This is a genomic window from Pseudomonas sp. BW16M2, assembly GCF_014268865.1.
In the GTDB taxonomy this organism is placed as follows: domain Bacteria; phylum Pseudomonadota; class Gammaproteobacteria; order Pseudomonadales; family Pseudomonadaceae; genus Aquipseudomonas; species Aquipseudomonas peradeniyensis.
On record NZ_JABWRI010000016.1, the window covers coordinates 1 to 20,259 of the forward strand.

The 20,259-nt window shown below is 65.4% G+C and carries 18 protein-coding genes; 7 read left to right on the forward strand and 11 right to left on the reverse strand.

The genetic code is table 11. The annotated features are described in order from the left end of the window. Window positions 1-305: 305 nt before the first annotated feature. The 3 genes from gabP to HU735_RS15630 all read right to left on the reverse strand — a co-directional run bounded on the left by gabP (window position 306) and on the right by HU735_RS15630 (window position 4,668). On the reverse strand, window positions 306-1,700 hold the full coding sequence (gabP, locus tag HU735_RS15620; protein ID WP_186714231.1) for a GABA permease: 1,395 nt from the start codon (window positions 1,698-1,700) through the stop codon (window positions 306-308). A 352-nt stretch (window positions 1,701-2,052) separates the two neighbouring features. Continuing rightward, window positions 2,053-3,069, reverse strand: coding sequence for a magnesium transporter CorA family protein (locus tag HU735_RS15625; protein WP_186714232.1), 1,017 nt, complete (start codon window positions 3,067-3,069; stop codon window positions 2,053-2,055). A gap of 12 nt (window positions 3,070-3,081) precedes the next feature. Beyond that, window positions 3,082-4,668: a RimK family protein gene (locus tag HU735_RS15630; protein WP_238349831.1), complete on the reverse strand. Its 1,587-nt coding sequence runs from the start codon at window positions 4,666-4,668 to the stop codon at window positions 3,082-3,084. A 92-nt stretch (window positions 4,669-4,760) separates the two neighbouring features. Here HU735_RS15630 and HU735_RS15635 point away from each other — a divergent pair, with 92 nt between their 5' ends. After that, window positions 4,761-5,858 (forward strand): peptidase C39 family protein, encoded by a 1,098-nt coding sequence (locus tag HU735_RS15635; RefSeq protein ID WP_186714233.1) that lies wholly within the window; start codon window positions 4,761-4,763, stop codon window positions 5,856-5,858. A gap of 190 nt (window positions 5,859-6,048) precedes the next feature. Here the strand turns inward: HU735_RS15635 and gudD are convergent, their stop codons facing one another. Beyond that, window positions 6,049-7,404, reverse strand: coding sequence for a glucarate dehydratase (gudD, locus tag HU735_RS15640; RefSeq protein WP_186714234.1), 1,356 nt, complete (start codon window positions 7,402-7,404; stop codon window positions 6,049-6,051). Window positions 7,405-7,421: 17 nt separating this feature from the next. Then, window positions 7,422-8,750 (reverse strand): MFS transporter, encoded by a 1,329-nt coding sequence (locus HU735_RS15645; protein ID WP_186714235.1) that lies wholly within the window; start codon window positions 8,748-8,750, stop codon window positions 7,422-7,424. Window positions 8,751-9,066: 316 nt separating this feature from the next. Here HU735_RS15645 and HU735_RS15650 point away from each other — a divergent pair, with 316 nt between their 5' ends. Together HU735_RS15650 and HU735_RS15655 are read left to right on the forward strand one after the other, a co-directional pair. Continuing rightward, entirely contained in the window at window positions 9,067-9,738 is a 672-nt protein-coding gene (locus tag HU735_RS15650; RefSeq protein ID WP_186714236.1) for an FCD domain-containing protein, read from the forward strand. 92 nt (window positions 9,739-9,830) lie between these two features. Next, window positions 9,831-10,724 (forward strand): GNAT family N-acetyltransferase, encoded by an 894-nt coding sequence (locus tag HU735_RS15655; RefSeq protein ID WP_186714237.1) that lies wholly within the window; start codon window positions 9,831-9,833, stop codon window positions 10,722-10,724. Window positions 10,725-10,749: 25 nt separating this feature from the next. Here the strand turns inward: HU735_RS15655 and HU735_RS15660 are convergent, their stop codons facing one another. The 4 genes from HU735_RS15660 to HU735_RS15675 all read right to left on the reverse strand — a co-directional run bounded on the left by HU735_RS15660 (window position 10,750) and on the right by HU735_RS15675 (window position 13,944). Beyond that, window positions 10,750-11,760 carry an NAD(P)-dependent alcohol dehydrogenase gene (locus HU735_RS15660; protein ID WP_186714238.1) on the reverse strand — a complete coding sequence of 337 codons (1,011 nt, stop codon included), beginning with the start codon at window positions 11,758-11,760 and terminating at the stop codon, window positions 10,750-10,752. Between the two features lie 66 nt (window positions 11,761-11,826). Then, window positions 11,827-12,417: an HAD family hydrolase gene (locus tag HU735_RS15665; RefSeq protein ID WP_186714239.1), complete on the reverse strand. Its 591-nt coding sequence runs from the start codon at window positions 12,415-12,417 to the stop codon at window positions 11,827-11,829. Then, entirely contained in the window at window positions 12,414-13,283 is an 870-nt protein-coding gene (gene tesB / locus HU735_RS15670; protein ID WP_050707021.1) for an acyl-CoA thioesterase II, read from the reverse strand. The genes HU735_RS15665 and tesB overlap by 4 nt, the downstream gene beginning before the upstream one ends. Window positions 13,284-13,374: 91 nt before the next feature. Further along, window positions 13,375-13,944 carry a GNAT family N-acetyltransferase gene (locus tag HU735_RS15675; protein WP_186714240.1) on the reverse strand — a complete coding sequence of 190 codons (570 nt, stop codon included), beginning with the start codon at window positions 13,942-13,944 and terminating at the stop codon, window positions 13,375-13,377. Window positions 13,945-14,110: 166 nt separating this feature from the next. Here HU735_RS15675 and HU735_RS15680 point away from each other — a divergent pair, with 166 nt between their 5' ends. From HU735_RS15680 to HU735_RS15690, 3 genes are all read left to right on the forward strand, one after another. Continuing rightward, entirely contained in the window at window positions 14,111-14,797 is a 687-nt protein-coding gene (locus HU735_RS15680; RefSeq protein WP_186714241.1) for a histidine phosphatase family protein, read from the forward strand. Window positions 14,798-14,959: 162 nt separating this feature from the next. Further along, the gene (locus tag HU735_RS15685) at window positions 14,960-15,874 is read left to right on the forward strand and encodes a histone deacetylase (RefSeq protein WP_186714242.1); all 915 of its coding nucleotides are present in this window, start codon (window positions 14,960-14,962) and stop codon (window positions 15,872-15,874) included. Window positions 15,875-16,023: 149 nt separating this feature from the next. Continuing rightward, on the forward strand, window positions 16,024-17,265 hold the full coding sequence (locus HU735_RS15690; RefSeq protein ID WP_186714243.1) for a TIGR03862 family flavoprotein: 1,242 nt from the start codon (window positions 16,024-16,026) through the stop codon (window positions 17,263-17,265). Between the two features lie 33 nt (window positions 17,266-17,298). Here HU735_RS15690 and HU735_RS15695 read toward each other — a convergent pair whose 3' ends face one another. After that, a complete protein-coding gene (locus HU735_RS15695) occupies window positions 17,299-18,630 on the reverse strand; it encodes a DEAD/DEAH box helicase (protein ID WP_186714244.1) in 1,332 nt (443 codons plus the stop codon). A gap of 55 nt (window positions 18,631-18,685) precedes the next feature. Further along, complete coding sequence (gene yedA, locus HU735_RS15700; RefSeq protein ID WP_186714245.1) at window positions 18,686-19,606, reverse strand: drug/metabolite exporter YedA; 921 nt, start codon at window positions 19,604-19,606, stop codon at window positions 18,686-18,688. A gap of 153 nt (window positions 19,607-19,759) precedes the next feature. Between yedA and HU735_RS15705 the strand changes: the two genes are divergently transcribed. Further along, window positions 19,760-20,218, forward strand: coding sequence for an Lrp/AsnC family transcriptional regulator (locus HU735_RS15705; RefSeq protein WP_186714246.1), 459 nt, complete (start codon window positions 19,760-19,762; stop codon window positions 20,216-20,218). The last annotated feature ends 41 nt before the right edge of the window (window positions 20,219-20,259 follow it).

Here is a 20,259-nt window from a genome sequence, read left to right on the forward strand (position 1 = left end):
ACATCCAACCAATTGATTAACAAGAGGTTTTTCGTTTCGACTACGTCGGAAGTGGGGCGCATTATAAGGGGATCTGACAGGGCGTCAACCGTTAATTTCATTAAAGTGAAATATCGGGGGAAAACACCGCGTCAGGGCTGCCAGGTGCTCGCCACAGCCCCTGCAGCGCCTATCAGACCGAGCGCCGCCCGCGCGGCGCATCGCGGCACAAGGCCGCCCCTACATCTGTTTCGGGCCAGTCAATCCTGGGCCATCACCTGGTCCGCCTTGTTGGCCTGACGCGGTTTCGGCGTGGGCGCCACTGGTTATCCTGCCGAACCCACCTCTACTGCCCTGCGGGAATGGCCGCGCGTGGTGACGATTCCCAGGAACGAGATCACGATCGCCAGGCTCAAGGTGGCAGTCACCTCGGCACGGTGCTCCTCGGTGAACATCATCACGGCCAGGGCGCCACTGATGAACAGGATCACTGCCCAGGTCAGCCAGGGGAACAGCCACATGCGGAACTTGAGGTTGGCGTTCTCGCGCTCCAGCCGCCCACGCATGCGCAGCTGCGAAATGGCGATCACCAGGTACACCAGCAGCGCGATGGCGCCGGAGCTGGCGAGCAGGAACTCGAACACGCCCTTGGGCGCGAAGTAGTTGAGGATGGCGATGGCCGCGCCGATCAGGGTGCTGCCGAACACCGCGGCGCGCGGTACACCCACCTTGGAAGTGTTCTTCAGCAAGGCCGGCGCATCACCCCGCTTGGCCAGCGAGTACATCATCCGCGAGGCGATATAGATAGAAGAGTTCATGCAGCTGGTTACCGCGATCAGCACCACGAAGTCGACCATCAGCGCTGCGTTGGGGATGTTCATGATTTCCAGCGCGCGCTGGTAGGAACCCACCACCGCCAACTGCGGGTCATTCCACGGCACCACCGAGATGATCACGAAGATCGACAATATATAGAAGGTGCTGATGCGCCAGATCACCGAGCGGGTGGCCTTGGCGATATTGCGCGCCGGGTCGCTGGACTCGGAGGCGGCGATGGTCACTGCCTCGGTGCCGATGAAGCTGAACATCACGGTGATGAAGGCGCCGACCACCGCGGACCAGCCCTTGGGCGCGAAGCCGCCGTGCTCGTCCACCAGCGTGCTCAGCCCACTGACCTCGCGCTCCGGCAACCAGCCCGCCAGCGCGGCGAAGCCCAGGCCGATGAAGCCGAGAATGGCGGTGACCTTGAGAATGGCGAACCAGAACTCGAATTCACCGTACTTGGCCACGCTGAACAGGTTGGTGCAGGCCAGCAGCAGTACCGAGGCCAGGGCGAATATCCAGCTGTCCACCTGGGGGAACCAGGCGTTGAGCACGTGCCCGGCAGCCAGTGCCTCGATGGGGATCACCAGTACCCAGAACCACCAGTACAGCCAACCGATGGTGTAACCGGCCCAGCGACCGATGGCCTGGTCGGCGTAGGTGGAGAACGAGCCGGTGTCGGGGTGGGCCACGGCCATTTCGCCGAGCATGCGCATGACCAACACCACCAGGGTGCCGGCCACGAAATAAGAGAGGATGGTGGCCGGACCGGCCGCCGCGATGGCGTGCCCGGAGCCGACGAAGAGCCCCGCGCCGATGATGCCGGCGATGGACAGCATCGTTACGTGACGTGGCTTGAAACCTTGAGCAAGGTTGCCATCAGTTCCCACGGTGTTCATTGGTCTTGTTCTCTTTTTGCTGACACAAGGAAGGGACGGGCAGGCGCGGGCGAAACGGTCTCCTCGGCTAAGGGCGGAGTACGTTGCGCACGCTCTGTTACGGCCTTCTCAAGCGCCCGGGCAACGCACCGTGGGGATGCGGGCTTCACTTTAAGCCGGGCGTGGCGCGAGCAAAATGCTCGAAAACGTCAGACAACTGTTCGATCACGACACCACGTGCCCATGCACGTCAGTCAAGCCCCTCGGCATGCCTGTTTGCGTCAGTCGCGGTCACGCAGGTAGTCCCAGTAGAAGTTCACCACCGCGAACACCACGATCACCGTGACGATCATCAGGCCGATCTGCAGGTTGCTCATGGCGTTCTCCAGTTGGCTATACCAGGGAATGAGGGGCTCGGCCGCGCAACGGGGCGCTCGGTTTGCGCAGGGGTCACGACAGGACGACGCCCACGGGCCAGGCGCTTGAGCGCCAGCACCATGAGCACGCCCAACAGCATCATCGCCAGCACCAGCAAGGCATACGCCAGCCACCACGGCACGCCCGCGGTCATCATGCTGAACTCGGACATGCCGCCAATACTGGCGATCAGGTTCAGCGGCAGGAACACCACGTTGATCAGGGTGAGCTTGCGCAGGGTCTCGTTCATCGCGTTGTTGGCCAGGTTGCCGCGGGCGTCCATCAAGCCGGCGAACACCGTCGAGTAGATCTCGGCCTGCTTGTGGCACTGGTTGTTCTCGATGACCAGGTCGTCGATCAGCGCCAGCACCTCGGGGTTGAAATGACGCTTCTCGCCATGGGCGCGCAGGCGCGAGAGCACCGCGCCATTGCTGTGGATGGCGTTGATGTAGTGGATCAGGCTCTCGCTGAGGTTGAACATCTGCATCAGGTGGTGGTTCTCCAGCGACTGCTCGAAGCGTTGCTGCAGTTCGCGGGCGACCATCTTGATCACCTTCAGGTGTCCCAGGTAGTGGTGCAGGTTGTCCAGCAGGATGGCCAACAACACATCCATCGGATCGTGCAGCGCATGGCGCTGCCCGAGGCCGTCGAGCAGGGAGGCGTCCGGGGCGATCAGCACCAGGTGGCCGTCGACCATCAGCATGCCGAACGAAGACACCTGGAAGGCGAAGCTGTCTCCCCCGGTGTAGCTCTCCGGGCGCTTCCAGATCAGGAACAGGCCATCGCGGTGCAGTTCGATGCGCGACACCTCGTCCGGGTCCAGCGCCGAAGCCAGGGCGTGGGCATCCAGGTGGAACCACGCCTGCAACAGTTCACGCTCGGCACTGTCCGGTTCGACGAACAGCAGCACCTCGCAATCGAGCCCCTCGCGCTTGCGCAACTGACCATGGGCCAGGCTGTAGCTTTCGATCATGCCAGCACCTCGTTACCAGGCTTGCCCCCGGCGCTTCTGCTCCAGGCGGCGGATGAATTCCTCCAGCACCAGGGTGTAGAGGTCGTCGTGCAGGTAGGCGTCTTCGATACCGGCATCGAGGTTGGGGTTGTCGTTGACCTCGATCACCACCACCCGATCACCGACCTGCTTGAGGTCGACGCCGTACAGGCCATCGCCGATCAGATTGGCGGCCTTCACCGCCAGCTCCACCACCGCACGCGGCGCCTCGTGCACGGCCAGGGTGCGGCACTCGCCGTTGACCTCGTCGCGCTGGGCCTGGTGGTTGAAGATTTGCCAGTGGCCCTTGGACATGAAGTACTGGCAGGCGAAGATCGGCTTGCGATTGAGCACGCCGATACGCCAGTCGTATTCGGTGTACAGGTACTCCTGGGCCAGCAGCAGCACCGAGTGCTCGAACAGTTCGGCGCTGGCGGCCTGGAGTTCGGCGGGGTCCTTGACCTTGATCACGCCCCGGGAGAAACAGCCGTCGGGAATCTTCAGCACCAGCGGAAAGCCCAGCCGCTCGCCGATGCCTTCGAGCGCCTGGGGGTTGTCGCGGTAAAGGATCTCGCTGGCCGGCATGGCCAGGCGATGGCTGCGCAGCAGGTCGGTCAGGTAGACCTTGTTGGTGCAGCGCAGGATCGAAGCCGGGTCGTCCATCACCACCAGCCCTTCGCTCTCGGCCTTCTTGGCGAAGCGATAGGTGTGGTTGTCGACACTGGTGGTCTCGCGGATCAACAGCGCGTCGTATTCGGCCAGGCGGGCGTAGTCCTTCTTGCCGATCAGCTCGACGTCGACCCCCAGTTGGCGACCGGCACGAATGAAGTGCTCCAGCGCCTTGGGGTTGGATGGCGGCAACGCCTCATCGGGGTCGTGGAGGATCGCCAGGTCGTAACGCGCCACCCGCCGCGAGCGAGGCTGGCGCCAGATCCGGCGGCTGAAGCCATCGAGGGCGTTGGCGAAGGGGTCCTGCTGGTCTTCACGCAACTTGTGCAGCGCGCCGGCCTTGACCCCGGCGATATGCCAGGCGCTGGTCTTGCGGAACTCCACCAGCAGGATCGGGCACGGGAAACTTTCGAACAGCTGGCGGGCGATGTCCTGCAGCGGTTCCAGATCGGTACGGCCGAAATACAGGGTCAGGGTGAACCCTTCGGTTTCGCCGTAGGGGTGATTGGCCAGGGCACTCTCGAGGCTGCGCGCCATGTCGTCGAGGGCCAGTCCGTATAACGACTTGCGGGTCAACTCACTGATACTTCTGACCGAGGGAATGACTTTATGCCCGCGCGCCTCGGCCAACAACGAACAATAATAACCGTGACCTAGATACTTATAATTACGACATAGGTTTATTACCTGGACACGCTTGCCGTTATCGGCCTCGCGTGGCTCTTCCAGGTACTCCTGGGCCGTCACGACATCCTCGCTGGGCAGGTAAGAAGCCCAGTCTTCACGCCGCTCCACGATGATCACCAGCTGACTTGACTTGTTATCCAGGGTCAGTGGATAAATAACACCGGTTGTACTTGAGTGTGAACTTTCCCCGGGCCAGCCAGGTAAGGGTTCCTGAAACGAAGACATGTTTGAAGCCCTGTGTTGGGTAGACACGGTTTCTATTAAGCACGAAGTTTTTCGAATGTCCCGTTTCATTACGCAACTTTTACGGCGGCCCTATGCACATCGAATTTCGCCTGGCAACTGTTGACGACCTGTCGGCCCTGCTGGCGCTGGAGAACCAGTGCTTCGCCCTCGACCGGCTGACCCCGCGCAGCTTTCGCTGGATGCTGTCCCACGCCAATGCCAGCCTGCTAGTGGCGCAACGCGACGGCCAGCTGATGGGCTATGCATTGCTGCTGTTCCACCGCGGCACCTCGCTGGCCCGCCTGTATTCCATCGCCATTGCCGAGCAGGCGCGTGGCCATGGCCTTGGCGCCCGTCTGCTGGAACAGGCCGAGCGCTGCGCCCTGGAGCACGAGCGCGCCTACCTGCGTCTTGAGGTGCGCACCGACAATCCCAAGGCCATTGCCCTGTACGAACGCCATGGATACCGGCGCTTCGCCCAGGTCGACGACTACTACGAGGACCACACCAGCGCCTTGCGCTACGAGAAGCGCATCCTCCAGCACCCGGCGGGCGAGACGCGACCGGTCCCCTACTACGCCCAGACCACCGACTTCACCTGCGGCCCGGCCTGCCTGCTGATGGCCATGGCCGCGCTGCAACCGCAGCGCCCGCCGAGCCGTCGCGAGGAACTGCGCCTGTGGCGCGAGGCGACCACTGTGTTCATGACCTCCGGTCACGGCGGCTGCAGCCCTCATGGGCTGGCGCTGGCCGCCTGGCGTCGGGGGTTTCGCGTGCAACTACGGCTCAATACCGAGGGGCCACTGTTTCTCGACGGCGTGCGCCAGCCCGGCAAGAAGGAGGTCATGCGCCTGGTCCATGAGGACTTCTGCGCCGAGTTGCAGGAAAGCGACGTGGTCATCGCCCGGCAGGCGCCGAATCTGCCCCGGGTGCTGGCCGAAGGCGGCCTGGCGCTGGTGCTGATCAGCAACTACCGGCTGACCGGCAGCAAGGCGCCGCACTGGGTGCTGGTCACCGCCTGCGACGACGACTTCGTCTACCTGCACGACCCCGACACCGACCACGCTCGTCACCGGCAGGCCCTGGACTGCCAGCACCTGCCGGTCAGCCACCAGGAGTTCCAGCGCATGAGCCTGTTCGGCGGGCGCAAGTTGCGGGCGGCGGTGGTGGTGTACGCAAAGGCGGCGTAAACGAAAAAAAGCCCCGGCGGGCCGGGGCGATGCTGCACGGGCGTCTGCCTGCGCCCGACCGGAAACACCGGTGGCAGCAGGAAATGTTTGCGGTTTCCCTTCCGGCCCTATCGCGGGGCAAGCCCGCTCCCACGAGCAATGCGTGGCGTGGGAGCGGGCTTGCCACGCGATAGGGCCGGTACGTGTTTGATCAACGCACCAGGCACGGCCGCTTGTTATCGAAAACCCACCCCGGAATCAGGTACTGCATGGCCACGCTGTCATCCCGAGCCCCCAGCCCCATGTTGCGATAGCACTCATGGGCCTTGGCCAACTGGTCCTCGTCCAGTTCGACTCCGAGCCCCGGACGCTCCGGCACACGCACATGGCCATCGACGATGCGCAGCGGTTCGCGGGTCAGGCGCTGGCCGTCCTGCCAGATCCAGTGGGTGTCGATTGCGGTGATCTCGCCGGGCGCAGCTGCCGCCACCTGGGTGAACATCGCCAGTGAGATGTCGAAGTGATTGTTCGAGTGCGAGCCCCAGGTCAGTCCCCAGTCATGGCACATCTGCGCCACCCGCACCGATCCCTGCAAAGTCCAGAAGTGCGGGTCGGCCAGAGGGATGTCCACCGCCTGGGACTGGATCGCATGGCCCATCTGCCGCCAGTCGGTGGCGATCATGTTGGTGGCGGTGGGCAGGCCAGTGGCGCGGCGGAACTCGGCCATGACCTCACGCCCGGAATAGCCGTTCTCGGCACCGCAAGGGTCTTCGGCATAGGCCAGCAAGGCGTGCTTGTCGCGGCACAGGGCGATGGCCTCCTTGAGTGACCAGGCGCCATTGGGATCAAGAGTGATGCGCGCCTCGGGGAAGCGCTCGGCCAGCGCCGTGACCGCCTCCATCTCCTCCTCGCCGCGCAGCACGCCGCCCTTGAGCTTGAAGTCATTGAAGCCATAGCGGGCCTGGGCCGCCTCGGCCAGGCGCACCACTGCTTCCGGGGTCAGTGCCTGTTCATGGCGCAGCCGGAACCAGGCGTCGTCGGCATCGGCCTCGTTGCGATACGCAAGGTCAGTGCGCCGACGATCACCGATGTAGAACAGGTACCCGAGCATCTTGACCGCCTCGCGCTGCTGGCCTTCGCCCAACAGGGCGGCCATGGGTACGCCCAGGTGCTGCCCAAGCAGGTCGAGCAGGGCCGACTCGATGGCGGTGACGGCGTGCACGGTGATGCGCAGATCGAAGGTCTGCAACCCGCGGCCACCCGCATCACGGTTGGCAAAAACCTGGCGCATGGCGTTGAGCAGGCGCTGGTAGTGCCCGATAGGCTGGCCGACCACCAGGGCACGGGCATCCTCGAGGGTCTGGCGGATCTTCTCGCCGCCGGGCACCTCGCCCAGCCCGGTGTTGCCGGCGCTGTCGCGTAGCACCACGACATTGCGGGTGAAGAACGGGCCATGGGCGCCACTGAGGTTGAGCAGCATGCTGTCGTGTCCGGCCACCGGAATGACCCGCAGGTCGGTGACCACTGGCGTGCCGAGGTGAGCCTGCGGGGTTGTCTGCATGTTCATGGAGATCTCTCTCGGGGTCAGTTGGCCGAAGCGGCCTTGAGGTCAGGGGAAGCCGCGCCCTTGGGGCGCATGCGCACGAAGAACACGGCAATGGCGGCCAGCACCGAGGTCACCGCCAGGCCGTACAGGCCGCCCTGGATCGAGCCGGTCTGTTGCTCGAGCAAACCAAAGGTGGTCGGTGCGACGAAGCCGCCGAGGTTGCCCACCGAGTTGATCAGGGCGATGACCGCCGCGGCGATGCGTGCATCCAGGTAGCCTTGGGGGATCGGCCAGAACAGTGACGAGGCGGCCTTGAAGCCGATGGCGGCGAAGCACACCGCGACGAAGGCGAACACCGGACCACCGGTGGTGGACATGAACATGCCGCAAGCCGCCACCAGCAGTGCCGCAGCGACCCAGGCCTGCTGGAACTTCCAGCGCTTGGCACAGGCGGCGAAGGCGTACATGGCGATGATCGAGATCAGCCAGGGGATCGAGTTGAAAAAGCCAACCTGCAGATCACTCAAATCGCCCATGCGCTTGATGATGCTCGGCAGCCAGAAGGTCGCGGCGTAGATGGTCAGCTGGATGCAGAAGTAGATCAGGCAGAACAGCATGATCTGGCGGTCCTTGAGCAGGCGCCAGGCCGAGACCTTGGTCATGCCGCCGGCCTCGCGTTCGCGTTGCTCCAAGTCGATGGCGGCCACCAGCGCGTCTTGCTCTTCGCGGCTCAGCCATTTGGCGTCATGGGGCTTGGAGTCGAGCCAGAAGAACACGAAGAAGCACAGCAAAACCGAGGCCATGCCTTCGATGAACAGCATCCATTGCCAACCGTGCATCCCCATGCCCTGGATCTGCATCAGCGCCCCGGCCAGAGGCCCGGAGATCAGCGAGGCGAAGGCCGAGCCGCTGAGGAAGATGGCGATGGCCTTGCCACGCTCGGCGGCCGGCAGCCAGCGGGTGAAGTAGTAGATCACCCCGGGGAAGAACCCGGCCTCTGCCACTCCAAGCAGAAAACGCAGCACGTAGAACTGGGTTTCGGTCTGCACGAAAGCCATGGCCGTGGCCACCAGCCCCCAGGTAAACATGATGCGGGTCAGCCACAGGCGCGCGCCGACCCGCTGCAGGAGCATGTTCGACGGCACTTCGAACAGCGCATAGCCGATGAAGAACAGGCCGGCGCCGAAGCCGTAGGCCGCCGCGCTGATGCCCAGGTCGCTTTCCAGGTGCGGGCGGACAAAGCCGATGTTGACGCGGTCCAGGTAGTTGACGATGAACATGATGACGAACAGCGGCAGGACATGGCGCTTGACCTTGGCCACGGCACTGGCGAGCGCGTGCGCAGACGGATCTGGGGTGTCGTTCATGGGGGCTCCCACTCATTGTTTTTATTGGGGGGCTGGTGGTGGACAGAGAGTTGTCAGACCTCCAGGTGAGAGGAAGCATATTCTCGAGGGAGTTGTACGACAACGGCAATTTTTCAGATAAATCGTAAAATACAAGCTATTTAATGGATAAAATCGGTTAAATACCCAAAAATCAGAACACTGAAGCTGACAATAGGTAGCCAATTTCCAGATCAAAAAAATCTTTGCGCGCAACTTGTCATACAAGTAGATTGACGATGTTCATGCAGCCTCCATGGCAATCGCCAGGCAAGCCCACATCACCTGAGAACCTCTGATGTCCCGCGCCCACGACCTGGTCTCCCGCCTGACCCAGCAGATCCTCCTCGGCACCTACGCACCGGGCGACCGACTTCCCTCGGAAAACACCCTGGTGCGCGACCACGCCATCAGCCGCACCGTGGTCCGCGAGGCGCTGTCGAAACTCCAGGCCTCGGGCCTGGTGGAAACACGCCACGGCATCGGCACCTTCGTCATCGAACGCCAGGCCCAGTCCGGGCTGCGGGTGGGCCCGGAAAGCGCGGCCAGCGTGCGCGACCTACTGGAGTTGCGCCTTGGCCTGGAGGGCCAGGCCGCCGCCCTCGCCGCCCTGCGTCGCGACGAGCGCCAGCTGGCGCAGTTGCGCCAGGCGCTGGACGACTACCAGGACCTGGCCGCCGCCGGCGACAGTTGCATCGAAGCCGACCGGCGCTTTCACCTGCTGATCGCCGAGGCCACCGGCAACCTGTATTTCGGCGAGATGATGGCGCACCTGGGGACGGCGCTGATTCCCCGCAATCGTATCGCCCAGGCCGAGCGCGCCGGGGCCAGGCTGGCCAGGCACGCGTACCTGGCGAACCTGGAACACGAGGCGATCCTCAACGCCATCCGCCGGCAGGACCCGGACGCGGCGCGGGCAGCCATGTGCCTGCATCTGTCCAACAGCCGGGATCGGCTGGTGCCGGAGTGAAGACCGCGCCGCGTCCGGGTACAAACCCTTACAACTTTTCATCCACGCTGCGGTTAACGTTCACCCTCACTTCACGGACCGGTATGGACGCCATGGCACTCCTCCTCGACGACCCCGCACTCGCGCAGGTCGAGCACTACCGCGACGACCCGCACCTGCGCGCCGAACTCAACGCCCTCACCCAGCAGACCTATGGCTTCGACTTCGAAGCCTGGTACCAGGCAGGCTTCTGGCAAGCCGACAACCAGCCGTGCTCGCTGGTTCGCGACGGGAAGATGCTGGCCAACGCCTCGGCCAACCTGCTCGACTTCACCCTGGATGGCCAGCCCCTGCGTTGCGTCCAGATCGGTACGGTAATGACCGCGCCCGAAGCACAGGGACGTGGCTACAGCCGTTACCTGATGGAGGTGCTGGTGGAGCGCTGGGCAGGTAACTGCGACCTGCTGTACCTGTTCGCCAACAGCACGGTGCTGGATCTCTATCCCAGGTTCGGTTTTCGCCGAGTGGTCGAACACGAGTACTACCAGACCTGGTCGGCGCAACCACGGGCCACGACCTTCCACCTGGTGAACCTGGATGATGGCGATCAACGCCAACGCTTCATCGATGCGGTGGAAAAGAGTTGTCCACAGGCGCGATTGAGCCTGATGCCGAATGTGCCGCTGACGATGTTCTATTGCGATGGGCCCTACCGGGAGGCCGTGTTCCATTCCTCAGCGCACGAGGCCTATGTGGTGATGGAACAGGATGGCGAGCGGATGGTGCTGGTGGATGTGTTCTGTGAACGCGAACTGGCGCTGGCCGATGTGCTGGCCGAGCTGGTCACCTCAACCACGCGGGAGGTGGTGCTGGGGTTCGCGCCGCTGAACTGCGAAGGCTTCGCGGCGCGTGTTGTGGATAACGATGATGCGCTGTTCGTCTGGGGAGCGGCACCTACCCGTGTCGATGGGCAGGTGCTGATGTTTCCATTGCTCTCGCATACCTGAGTCGCGGGGCAAGCCTGCTCCCACGTCACCAGGTCAGGCAGATCTTGCCGAAATGCTTGTTGCTCTCCTGGTACTTGAAGGCCTCGACCATCTGCTCCAGCTCGAAATGCTTGTCCACCACCGGCCGCAGGCCATTGGCGTCGATGGCGCGGACCATCGCCTGCTGCTGGGCGCGGCTGCCCACCAGCACGCCCTGCAGGCGGATCTGCCGCACCAGTGCCTGCACCAGCGGCAGCTGCCCGGCCACGCCGGTGAGGATGCCGATCAGCGACACATGCCCGCCGATGCGCGCGGCGATCATCGACTGCTCCAGCGTGGCCGGGCCACCGACTTCGATCACATGGTCCACGCCGCGTCCGCCGGTCAGTGCACGGACCTTTTCGCCCCAGGCGGGCGTGGTCTTGTAGTTGATCAGGTGATCTGCGCCAAGCGCCTTGAGACGCTCCAGCTTGGCATCGCTGGACGAGGTGGCGATCACCGTGGCGCCGGCCAGCTTGGCGAATTGCAGGGCAAAGATCGACACGCCACCAGTGCCTTGCACCAGCACGCTGTCGCCGGGCTTGAGGTGGTCATCGCTCATCAGGGCGCGCCAGGCGGTAAGGCCAGCGGTGGTCAGGGTCGCCGACTCGGCATGGCTGTAGCCCTTGGGCGCGAGGGTGAAGGAGGTGGCCCGGGCGGTTACCTGTTCACGGGCATAGCCGTCGATGCCGTCACCCGGCACGCTGGCAAAGCCCTCGACCTGGGCCTGGCCATCGAGCCAGTCGGGGAAGAAGGTGCTGACCACCGTATCACCGACCTGGAACTCGCTGACCCCGGCGCCCACCGCAATCACCTCGCCAGCGCCGTCGGCCATGGGGATGCGCCGCTCGCTCGGCCCCCACATGCCGCTGACCACGGCGAAATCGTGGTAGTTGAGGGAACTGGCGTGCAGGCGCACGGTGATCTCGCCGGCCTTGGGCGCGGCGGTTTCGCAGGTGCCGGCCTGGACCTTGTCGTAGCCGCCGCCGGGCAGGACGTAGAGGGCCTTGGTGGTCATGGGTGGGTCTCCATCGTGGGAAAAGGTGCAGTGCAGCTTAGACAGGTCTGGGTGATCGCGGGGCCGTCAGCCCAGCAATGCCCTCAGCGCCCGGCAATCGGCCGCATGCCAGTCGGCCAGATGCGGCCATGGGTTGTCCGGCAGGTTGACCAATACGGTGCGGGTGCCTGCGGCCCGGCCACAGTCGAGGTCGAAGCGGTAGTCACCGACCATCACCATTTCAGCTGGGCTCACGCCCCAGGCCCGGGCGATCTGCAGCAGCCCGTCAGGGCTGGGCTTGGGCGCCGCCTCGTCGCGCCCGAGGATGTGCTCGACCGGGAAGCTGTCGGCCAGGCCAATGGCCTCGAGGGTGACATGGGCCAGTTCGCGGGCATTGCGGGTAAGAATGGCCAGCCGGCAGTCGCGCCTGGCCAGCTCACGCACCAGCTCCACCGCACCGTCCGCGGCCTTCGAGGCAATCGCCAGGTCGCGCTCGTGTTCCAGTAGCCAGGCATGCTTGGCCGCCGCTTCCGCCGCCGGCAAGGCGGCCAGGTGGGTGAGGATGTCGTGGTCGGACGGAATATCGAGCGCCTCGCGAATGGTCGCGAAGTCATGCACGGCGACCGTCAGGGTGCCATCCATGTCGAACACCCAGTGGCGAATGTCCCCCAGGCTCATGCCCAGTCCTTGCGATGGCGGATCAGGCCTTCCTGGGTGGACGAGGCCACCAGCTGCCCGGCGCGGTTGAAGATGCTGCCACGGCAGAAGCCGCGGGCATTGCCGGCCCAGGGGCTGTCGGTGGCGTACAGCAGCCACTCGTCGGCGCGCAGGTCACGGTGGAACCACAGCGAATGGTCGAGGCTGGCGATCTGCATGTCCTTGCGCCACACCGACTTGCCATGGGGCAGCAAGGATGTGGTCAGCAGGCCGAAGTCCGAGGCATAGGCCAGCAGGTATTTGTGCAGCGCCGGGATGTCCGGGAGGTTGCCGTCGGCGCGGAACCAGGCGTACTTGATCGGCTCGCCCGGCTTGGGGTCGAACGGATCACGCTCGGTGATCGGGCGGATCTCGATGGGCTTGGCGCACAGCACCTTTTCGCGGATGCGCTCGGGCAGCTTGTCGGCCATGGCACTGGCCAGCTCGACTTCGCTGGGCAGGTTTTCCGGGCCGACCACGTCGGGCATCTGCGCCTGGTGCTCGAAACCGTCCTCGTCGTACTGGAACGAGGCGCTGCAGGTGAAGATCGGCTGGCCCTTCTGGATCGCCGTGACCCGCCGGGTGCTGAAGCTGCCGCCGTCGCGCACACGGTCCACCGAATAGACCACCGGCATGCTGGCATCGCCCGGACGCAGGAAGTAACCGTGCAGCGAATGCACATGGCGGGCGTCCTCGACTGTCTGGCTGGCCGCCGACAGCGACTGGCCGAGCACCTGGCCACCGTACAGCTGGCGGAAGCCCAGGTCCTGGCTGCGTCCGCGGAACAGGTTCTCCTCGATGGACTCGAGGCTCAGCAAGTCGACCAGATCGTCGAGTACGTGGCTCATGGGATTCTCCTGGCAAGGCAATACGGCGCGGTTATACCGGCGAATGATACAGGGTTTTGCCGTTCGTCCCGTCGTACGAATGGCGACCTATTCAGCCGCGCAGGTTCTGTTGCCAGCGCTCGCGGTCGATGCGGTACAGCACATGGGGGCGCAGCGGATCGCCGACGGGCAGGCGCGGGTGCTCGAAGCTGCCCGCCAGGTCCTGGACCATGCCGATGGCCTGCATCACCTTCTGCGACGGCAGGTTGCCCTCGGTGGTGAACGACACCACCTCGTCCAGGTGCAGCTGGGCGAAGGCACAGCGCAGGCAGGCCCAGGCCGCCTCGCTGGCGAAGCCCAGCCCCCAGTGGCGACGGGCCAGGCGCCAGCCGATCTCCACCGCCGGGCCGAACGGGGCGTCGAAGTTGACGTTGAGCAGGCCGGTCATGCCGATGAAGGCGCCGCTGTCCTTGCGCTCCAGGGCCCACAGGCCGAAGCCGTACTCGTTGAAATGGCCACGGATGCGGCCGATCAGCGCCGCCGCCTCGACCCGGGTCATCGGCGCGGGGAAATAGCGCATCACCTGCGGGTCGGCGCACAGGGCGGCGAACTCGCGCAGGTCGTCATCCTGCCATTGGCGCAACACCAGGCGCGGGCTTTCCAGTTCCAGGAGGGGGGTCATCGGCACGGCTCCGAAATCACGGTCTGGCAGTGTACAGCGTAGGCCGCGCGCATCGGCCAGCCGATGCTTTTTTCACATCGGCTTCACCGCCCCCCGACAGGCCGCTTCGCACAATGCCGACACTACCGCGGCCTTCGTCGACGCCGCATTGCCATCGGAGTGACGCATGCACCCCAGCAACACCCTGCACAATCCGGCCCTGCTGGCCCCCCGCAAACGCCGCCGCTCGCGCACCACGATCAGCGCTGCCATCGGCCTGCTCCTGGCACTGGCCGGGGCCAGCACCTGGCTAGCGACGAGGACGCACATCGTGAACCTTGGCAACGAGCAACAGTTGAGCGACAGCGGCCTGCTGCAGGACTGGAAGGAAGGCGCGGTGATCGTGATGATTCGCCATGCCGAACGCTGCGACAGCGCCCCGGGACCATGCCTGGACGATCCGACCGGCATCACCCTGGCCGGCAGCCAGGCGGCGCAACGGGTCGGCCAGGGCCTGCAGCAACTGGGGCTGGCCGGCGCCGACCTGCTCAGCAGCCCGAAGCTGCGCACCCGCCAGACCGCGCACTTCATCCTCGGCCAGGCCGTGACCAGTGAAGACTGGCTGGAGCGCTGCGACCACCCGTTCCCGGCCGAGGCCATGGCCCGCAAGCGGCCCGGGCACAACCTGGTGCTGGTGACCCACAACGGTTGCATCGATCACTTCGCCCGCCAGCAGCATGTGCCGGGCGGCGAGCGCGAGAGCGGTTATGCCAGCGCGCTGTTCGTGTCGGTGGATGGCAACGGCAAGGCACGGATCCTTGGGCGGATGAACGAGCCGGACTGGCAAAGGGTGCTGGCCTCGGCCGACAAGTGATCGGCTATCGGCAATTCGCCAGCCCCTGTGGGAGCGGGTTTACCCGCGAAGCAGCCAGCGCGGTCTCTGGCACCCGCTACGCGGGTGATCGCGGGTGAACCCGCTCCCACAGAAGCCACCAAAGCTGGCAAGATCGGTGCTCGCCACCATCACGCCGACACCATGCCCCTGCCGCTGATCTACCACGACGACTACAGCCCCGAGTTCCCCCCGGACCATCGCTTCCCGATGGACAAGTTCCGCCTGTTGCGCGATCACCTGGTGGACAGCGGCCTGACCACCGACGCCGCCCTGCTGCGCCCCGAGATCTGCCCCAACGACATCCTCGCCCTGGCCCACGACCGCGACTACATCGAGCGCTACATGAACGGTGAACTGTCCCGCGAGGACCAGCGCCGCCTTGGCCTGCCCTGGAGCGAAGCCCTGGCCCGGCGCACCGTGCGCGCCGTGGGCGGTTCGCTGCTGACCGCCGAGCAGGCCCTGCAACACGGCATCGCCTGCCACCTGGCCGGCGGCACCCATCACGCCCACTACGATCACCCGGCCGGTTTCTGCATCTTCAACGACCTGGCAGTGATCAGCCGCTACCTGCTGGAGGCCGGTCGCGTGCACCGGGTGCTGATCTTCGACTGCGACGTGCACCAGGGCGATGGCACCGCGCGCATGCTCCACGACACGCCGGAGGCGATCACCGTGTCGCTGCACTGCGAGCAGAACTTCCCGGCACGCAAGGCCCAGAGCGACTGGGACATCCCCCTGCCCCGCGGCATGCACGACGACGCCTACCTCAAGGTGGTCGAAGACGCGCTGAATTACCTGCTGCCGCTGTACCAGCCCGACCTGGTGCTGTACGACGCCGGCGTCGATGTGCACAAGGACGACGCCCTGGGCTACCTGCAACTGACCGACGCAGGCCTGGCCGCCCGCGACGAGCACGTGTTGCGCCAGTGCCTGGGCCGCGACATCCCGGTGATGGGCGTGATCGGCGGCGGCTACAGCAAGGACCGCGAAGCCCTGGCCCGGCGCCACGGCATCCTCCACCACAGCGCGGCGCGGGTGCTCGGTTGTTCACAATGACTGTGGAACCGCTTGTGGATAACCTGCGGGAAAGCCGCTCCAGCCCTTTAACTGCCTGAGCTGCAAAGAGTTGATCGTTTTTTGAGCAGTGTCGTGGCAGGCCCCGCTGAGGTAGAATGCGCGGTCTTTTCCACAGCCTGTCGCCCGCCATGAACGATCCCCGCCCCGCCTCCCGCCCCCTCGTCGCCGTGATCGGCGGCGGCCCCGCCGGCCTGATGGCCGCCGAGACCCTGGCCCGGCGCGGGATGGCGGTCGAAGTGTTCGACGCCATGCCTTCGGTGGGCCGCAAGTTCCTGCTGGCCGGCGTCGGCGGCATGAACATCACCCATTCCGAGCCCTACCCCGCCTTCATCGGCCGTTACGGCGCACGCCAGGGCGAGGTCGACACGCTGCTGCGCGACTTCGATGGCGAGGCCCTGCGCCAGTGGATTCACGGCCTGGGCATCGAAACCTTCGTCGGTACCTCGGGCCGCGTGTTCCCTCGCGACATGAAGGCCGCGCCGCTGCTGCGCGCCTGGCTCAAGCGCCTGCGCGAAGCCGGCGTGGTTATCCACACCCGGCACCGTTGGCTGGGCTGGACAGCCGAAGGCGCCCTGCGGATCAGTTATCCACAAGGCGAGCTGCAGGTACGGGCCGACGCCGTGGTGCTGGCCCTGGGTGGCGGCAGCTGGGCGCGCCTGGGCTCGGACGGCGCCTGGGTGCCGCTGCTGGCCGAACGGGGTGTGGATATCTCTGCGTTGCGGGCGAGCAACTGCGGTTTCGAGGTCGAGGGCTGGAGCGATCTGCTCAAGGACAAGTTCGCCGGCGCCCCGCTGAAGAACATCGCCCTCGGCGTGCCTGGCACCGCCTCGCGCAAGGGCGAATTCATCCTCACCGCCCAAGGGGTGGAGGGCAGCCTGGTGTATGCCTGGTCGGCGGCGCTGCGTGAAGCGATCGACCGCGACGGGCGGGCGACGCTGCTGCTCGACCTGCTGCCGGACCGGCCTGTGGACAAGATTGCCCAAGCCCTGGCCAAGCCCAGGGGATCGCGCTCGATGGCCAAGCACCTGCACGGCCAGCTCGGGATCGACGGGGTGAAGGCGGCGTTGTTGCGCGAGCTGACCGACCAGGCGACCTTTGCCGACCCTGAGCGCCTGGCGGCGGCGGTCAAGGCGTTGCCGATCACGCTGGTGCGGACCCGGCCGCTGGACGAGGCGATCAGCAGTGCTGGTGGCGTGCGCTTCGAAGGGTTGGATGAGGGGCTGATGGTGCGCAACCTGCCTGGGGTGTTCTGCGCGGGGGAGATGCTGGATTGGGAGGCACCGACGGGTGGGTACTTGCTGACGGCGTGTTTCGCCAGTGGGTTGCGGGCTGGGAGCGCGGCGGCGGATTGGCTGGCGCGCCTGGCCTAAGATTGCCGGGGCTGCTTTGCAGCCCCCAAAATCTCAAGGCTTACGCTTGCCCGGCTTGCCCCCAAAGCTCGGCACCTTGCGCACGGCCTTGACCGCCGGCGCCGAAGCCCCCGCCTCCTCGCTGTCCATCCAGCGCCCCAGGCCACGCTTGGCGCTGTTCTCTTTCGGCTTCTTGGGTTTCTTCGGCTTCTTCAGCACCTGGCCACTGGCGTCGGTCACCGGCACCCGGTGATCGGGGATGAAGTCCGGCTCCTCGTGGCGCGGCAGCACCTGGCGGATCAGCGTCTCGATCGACGCCAGCAGTTGCACCTCGTCGGCGCACACCAGCGAGATCGCCTCGCCCTTGTTGCCCGCGCGACCGGTCCGACCGATACGGTGCACATAGTCCTCGGCGACGATCGGCAGGTCGAGGTTGACCACCAGCGGCAGGTCATCGATATCCAGGCCGCGGGCGGCCACATCGGTGGCCACCAGCACCTGGACCTCACGCGCCTTGAAGCTGTCCAGGGCGCGCTGGCGGGTCGCCTGCGGGCGATCACCGTGGATGCCGTCGGCGTTCACGCCCTCGGCCAGCAGACGCTCGACCAGCTGATCCACGCCATTGCGGGTCTTGGCAAACACCAGCACCTGCTTCCAGCGCTGCTTGCGCAGCAGGTGGCAGAACAGGTCAGCCTTGCGCTTCTTGTCCACCGGCACCAGCCATTGCTTGACCGTGTTGGCAGCGGCATTTCGCGGGCTGACCTCGATGCTCAGCGGGTCGTTCAGCGCCAGGCCCGCGAGCATACGGATCTGGTCGGAGAAGGTGGCGGAGAACAGCAACGTCTGGCGCTTGCGTGGCAACGCTGCGTACACCGCCTGCAGCTCCTCGGCGAAACCCAGGTCGAGCATGCGGTCGGCTTCGTCGAGCACCAAGGTCTGCACCTGGCCGAACTTGATGGCGTTCTGACGGAACAGGTCGAGCAGACGGCCCGGGGTGGCCACCAGCAGGTCGACGCCGCGGCGCAGGCGCATCATCTGTGGGTTGATGCTGACGCCACCGTATACCGCGTAGGTGGACAGCGGCAGATTCTCGGCGTACTCACGCACGTTGGCGTGAACCTGCTCGGCCAGTTCGCGGGTCGGTACCAGCACCAGCGCGCGCACCGAGTTGCTGGCGACCTTCTCCCCTTCCAGCGCCAGGCGCTGCAGCACCGGCAGGGCGAAGCCGGCGGTCTTGCCGGTGCCGGTCTGGGCAGCGGCCATCAGGTCGCGGCCGGCGAGCACCGCAGGGATGGCCTTGGCCTGGACCGGGGTGGGCGTGGTGTAGTCCAGCGTCTGCAAGGTGCGCAGCAGCGGTTCGATCAGGCCGAGTTGGGCGAAATTCATGGCAATACCGTCAGGGGGTTCAGCGAAGGCGGCAAGTTTACCGCAACGCCCTGCCCTACTTGCACATTTCGCCTTTGAGCGGCACAGGTTGCTCCGGCGCCTTGCGCCACTGCGGCAGGCCGATCAGCACCACCGCGCCGATGATCACCGCCATGGCCACGCACTCCTCGGCGCCGATCTGCTCGCCGGCGAAGACGATCCCCAGCAGCACCGCCACCGCCGGGTTGACGTAGGCATAACTGGTGGCCGCCGCCGGGCGCACGTGCTTGAGCAGGTACATGTAGGAACTGAACGCCAGGATCGAACCGAAGAACACCAGGTAAGCCAGCGCGCCCCAACCGGCGGCGGTGGGCATCTGGGTCAGGCGCTCGCCGCTGACGGCGCTGCCGATCAGCAGCGCGGCGCCGCCCACCAGCATTTCCGCGGCGCTGGCCATCGCCCCCTGGGGCAGCGGCAGGCTCTTGCTCCACACCGAACCGAAGGCCCAGGCCGCTGCAGCGAACAGGATCAGCGCCGCGCCCATGGGGCTGGCCTGCAGGTTCGAACCCATGTTGAGCATGCCGATACCGACCAGCCCGAGGGCGATCCCCGCCCACTCCAGGCGCGAATTGCGATGGCCGAAGAACAGGCCGAACACCAGGGTGAACAGCGGCACCGTGGCCACCGCCAGCGCCGCCACGCCCGAGGCGACCCCGGCATGCTCGGCCAGGGTCACCCCGCCGTTGCCGCAACTGAGCAGCAGGAAACCGATCGCCCCGGCCGCGCGCCACTGGGGCCAGGTCGGCGCCGGCACACCGCGCCAGCGCAGGAAGCCATACAGCAGGCTGCCGGCAATCACGAAACGCACCCCGGCCATCAGCATCGGCGGCCAGGACTCCACGCCGATGCGAATAAACAGGTAGGTCGAGCCCCAGACCAGGTACAGGGCAAGAAAGGCGCCGACAAGCAATAACGGGAAGCGACGGGCAGTGGACATGGCAAGGGCTCGAAATCCGTTTACGGGTGGATTAGTTTAGAAAGGCCCAGGCGCAAACTTAAGTTACAAAACACGTTTAAAACACCGAAATACTTTGTAATGCATGGTTATGCAGCGCCTTTCCAATCGATTACAAAGTCAGCAGGAGTTACCATGGACAAGTACGACCGCATGCTCCTCGCCGCCCTGCTGGAAAATGGCCGGGCCACCTACGCGCAGCTGGCGCGCCAGGTCAATCTCTCGGCCCCGGCAGTGGCCGAGCGGGTGGCCAAGCTGGAGGCCAGCGGGGTGATCAGCGGCTACACGGCCAAGGTCGACCTGGAGAAGATCGGGCTGCCGATCCAGTGCGTGATGGAACTGCGCCTGGCCAGCCATGGCAACCAGCAGGCCTACGAGGCCCTGGAGAAAATCCCCGAACTCACCGAATGCCATCGGGTGACCGGCGACCCATGCGTGATCATGCAGGCGGCCGTCACCTCGATGGGCGAGCTGGAGGCGCTGATCAACCGTGTGTCGCAGCTGGGCTTCACCAAGACGTCGATCATCCTGTCGAGCGCGGTGGCGCGACGGGTGCCGCTGGGGCATCTGGAAGGCAATGGCAAGAAAGGCTGAAGCCCACTCCCACATCCGCTTCCTGCCCGCAGCATGACAGG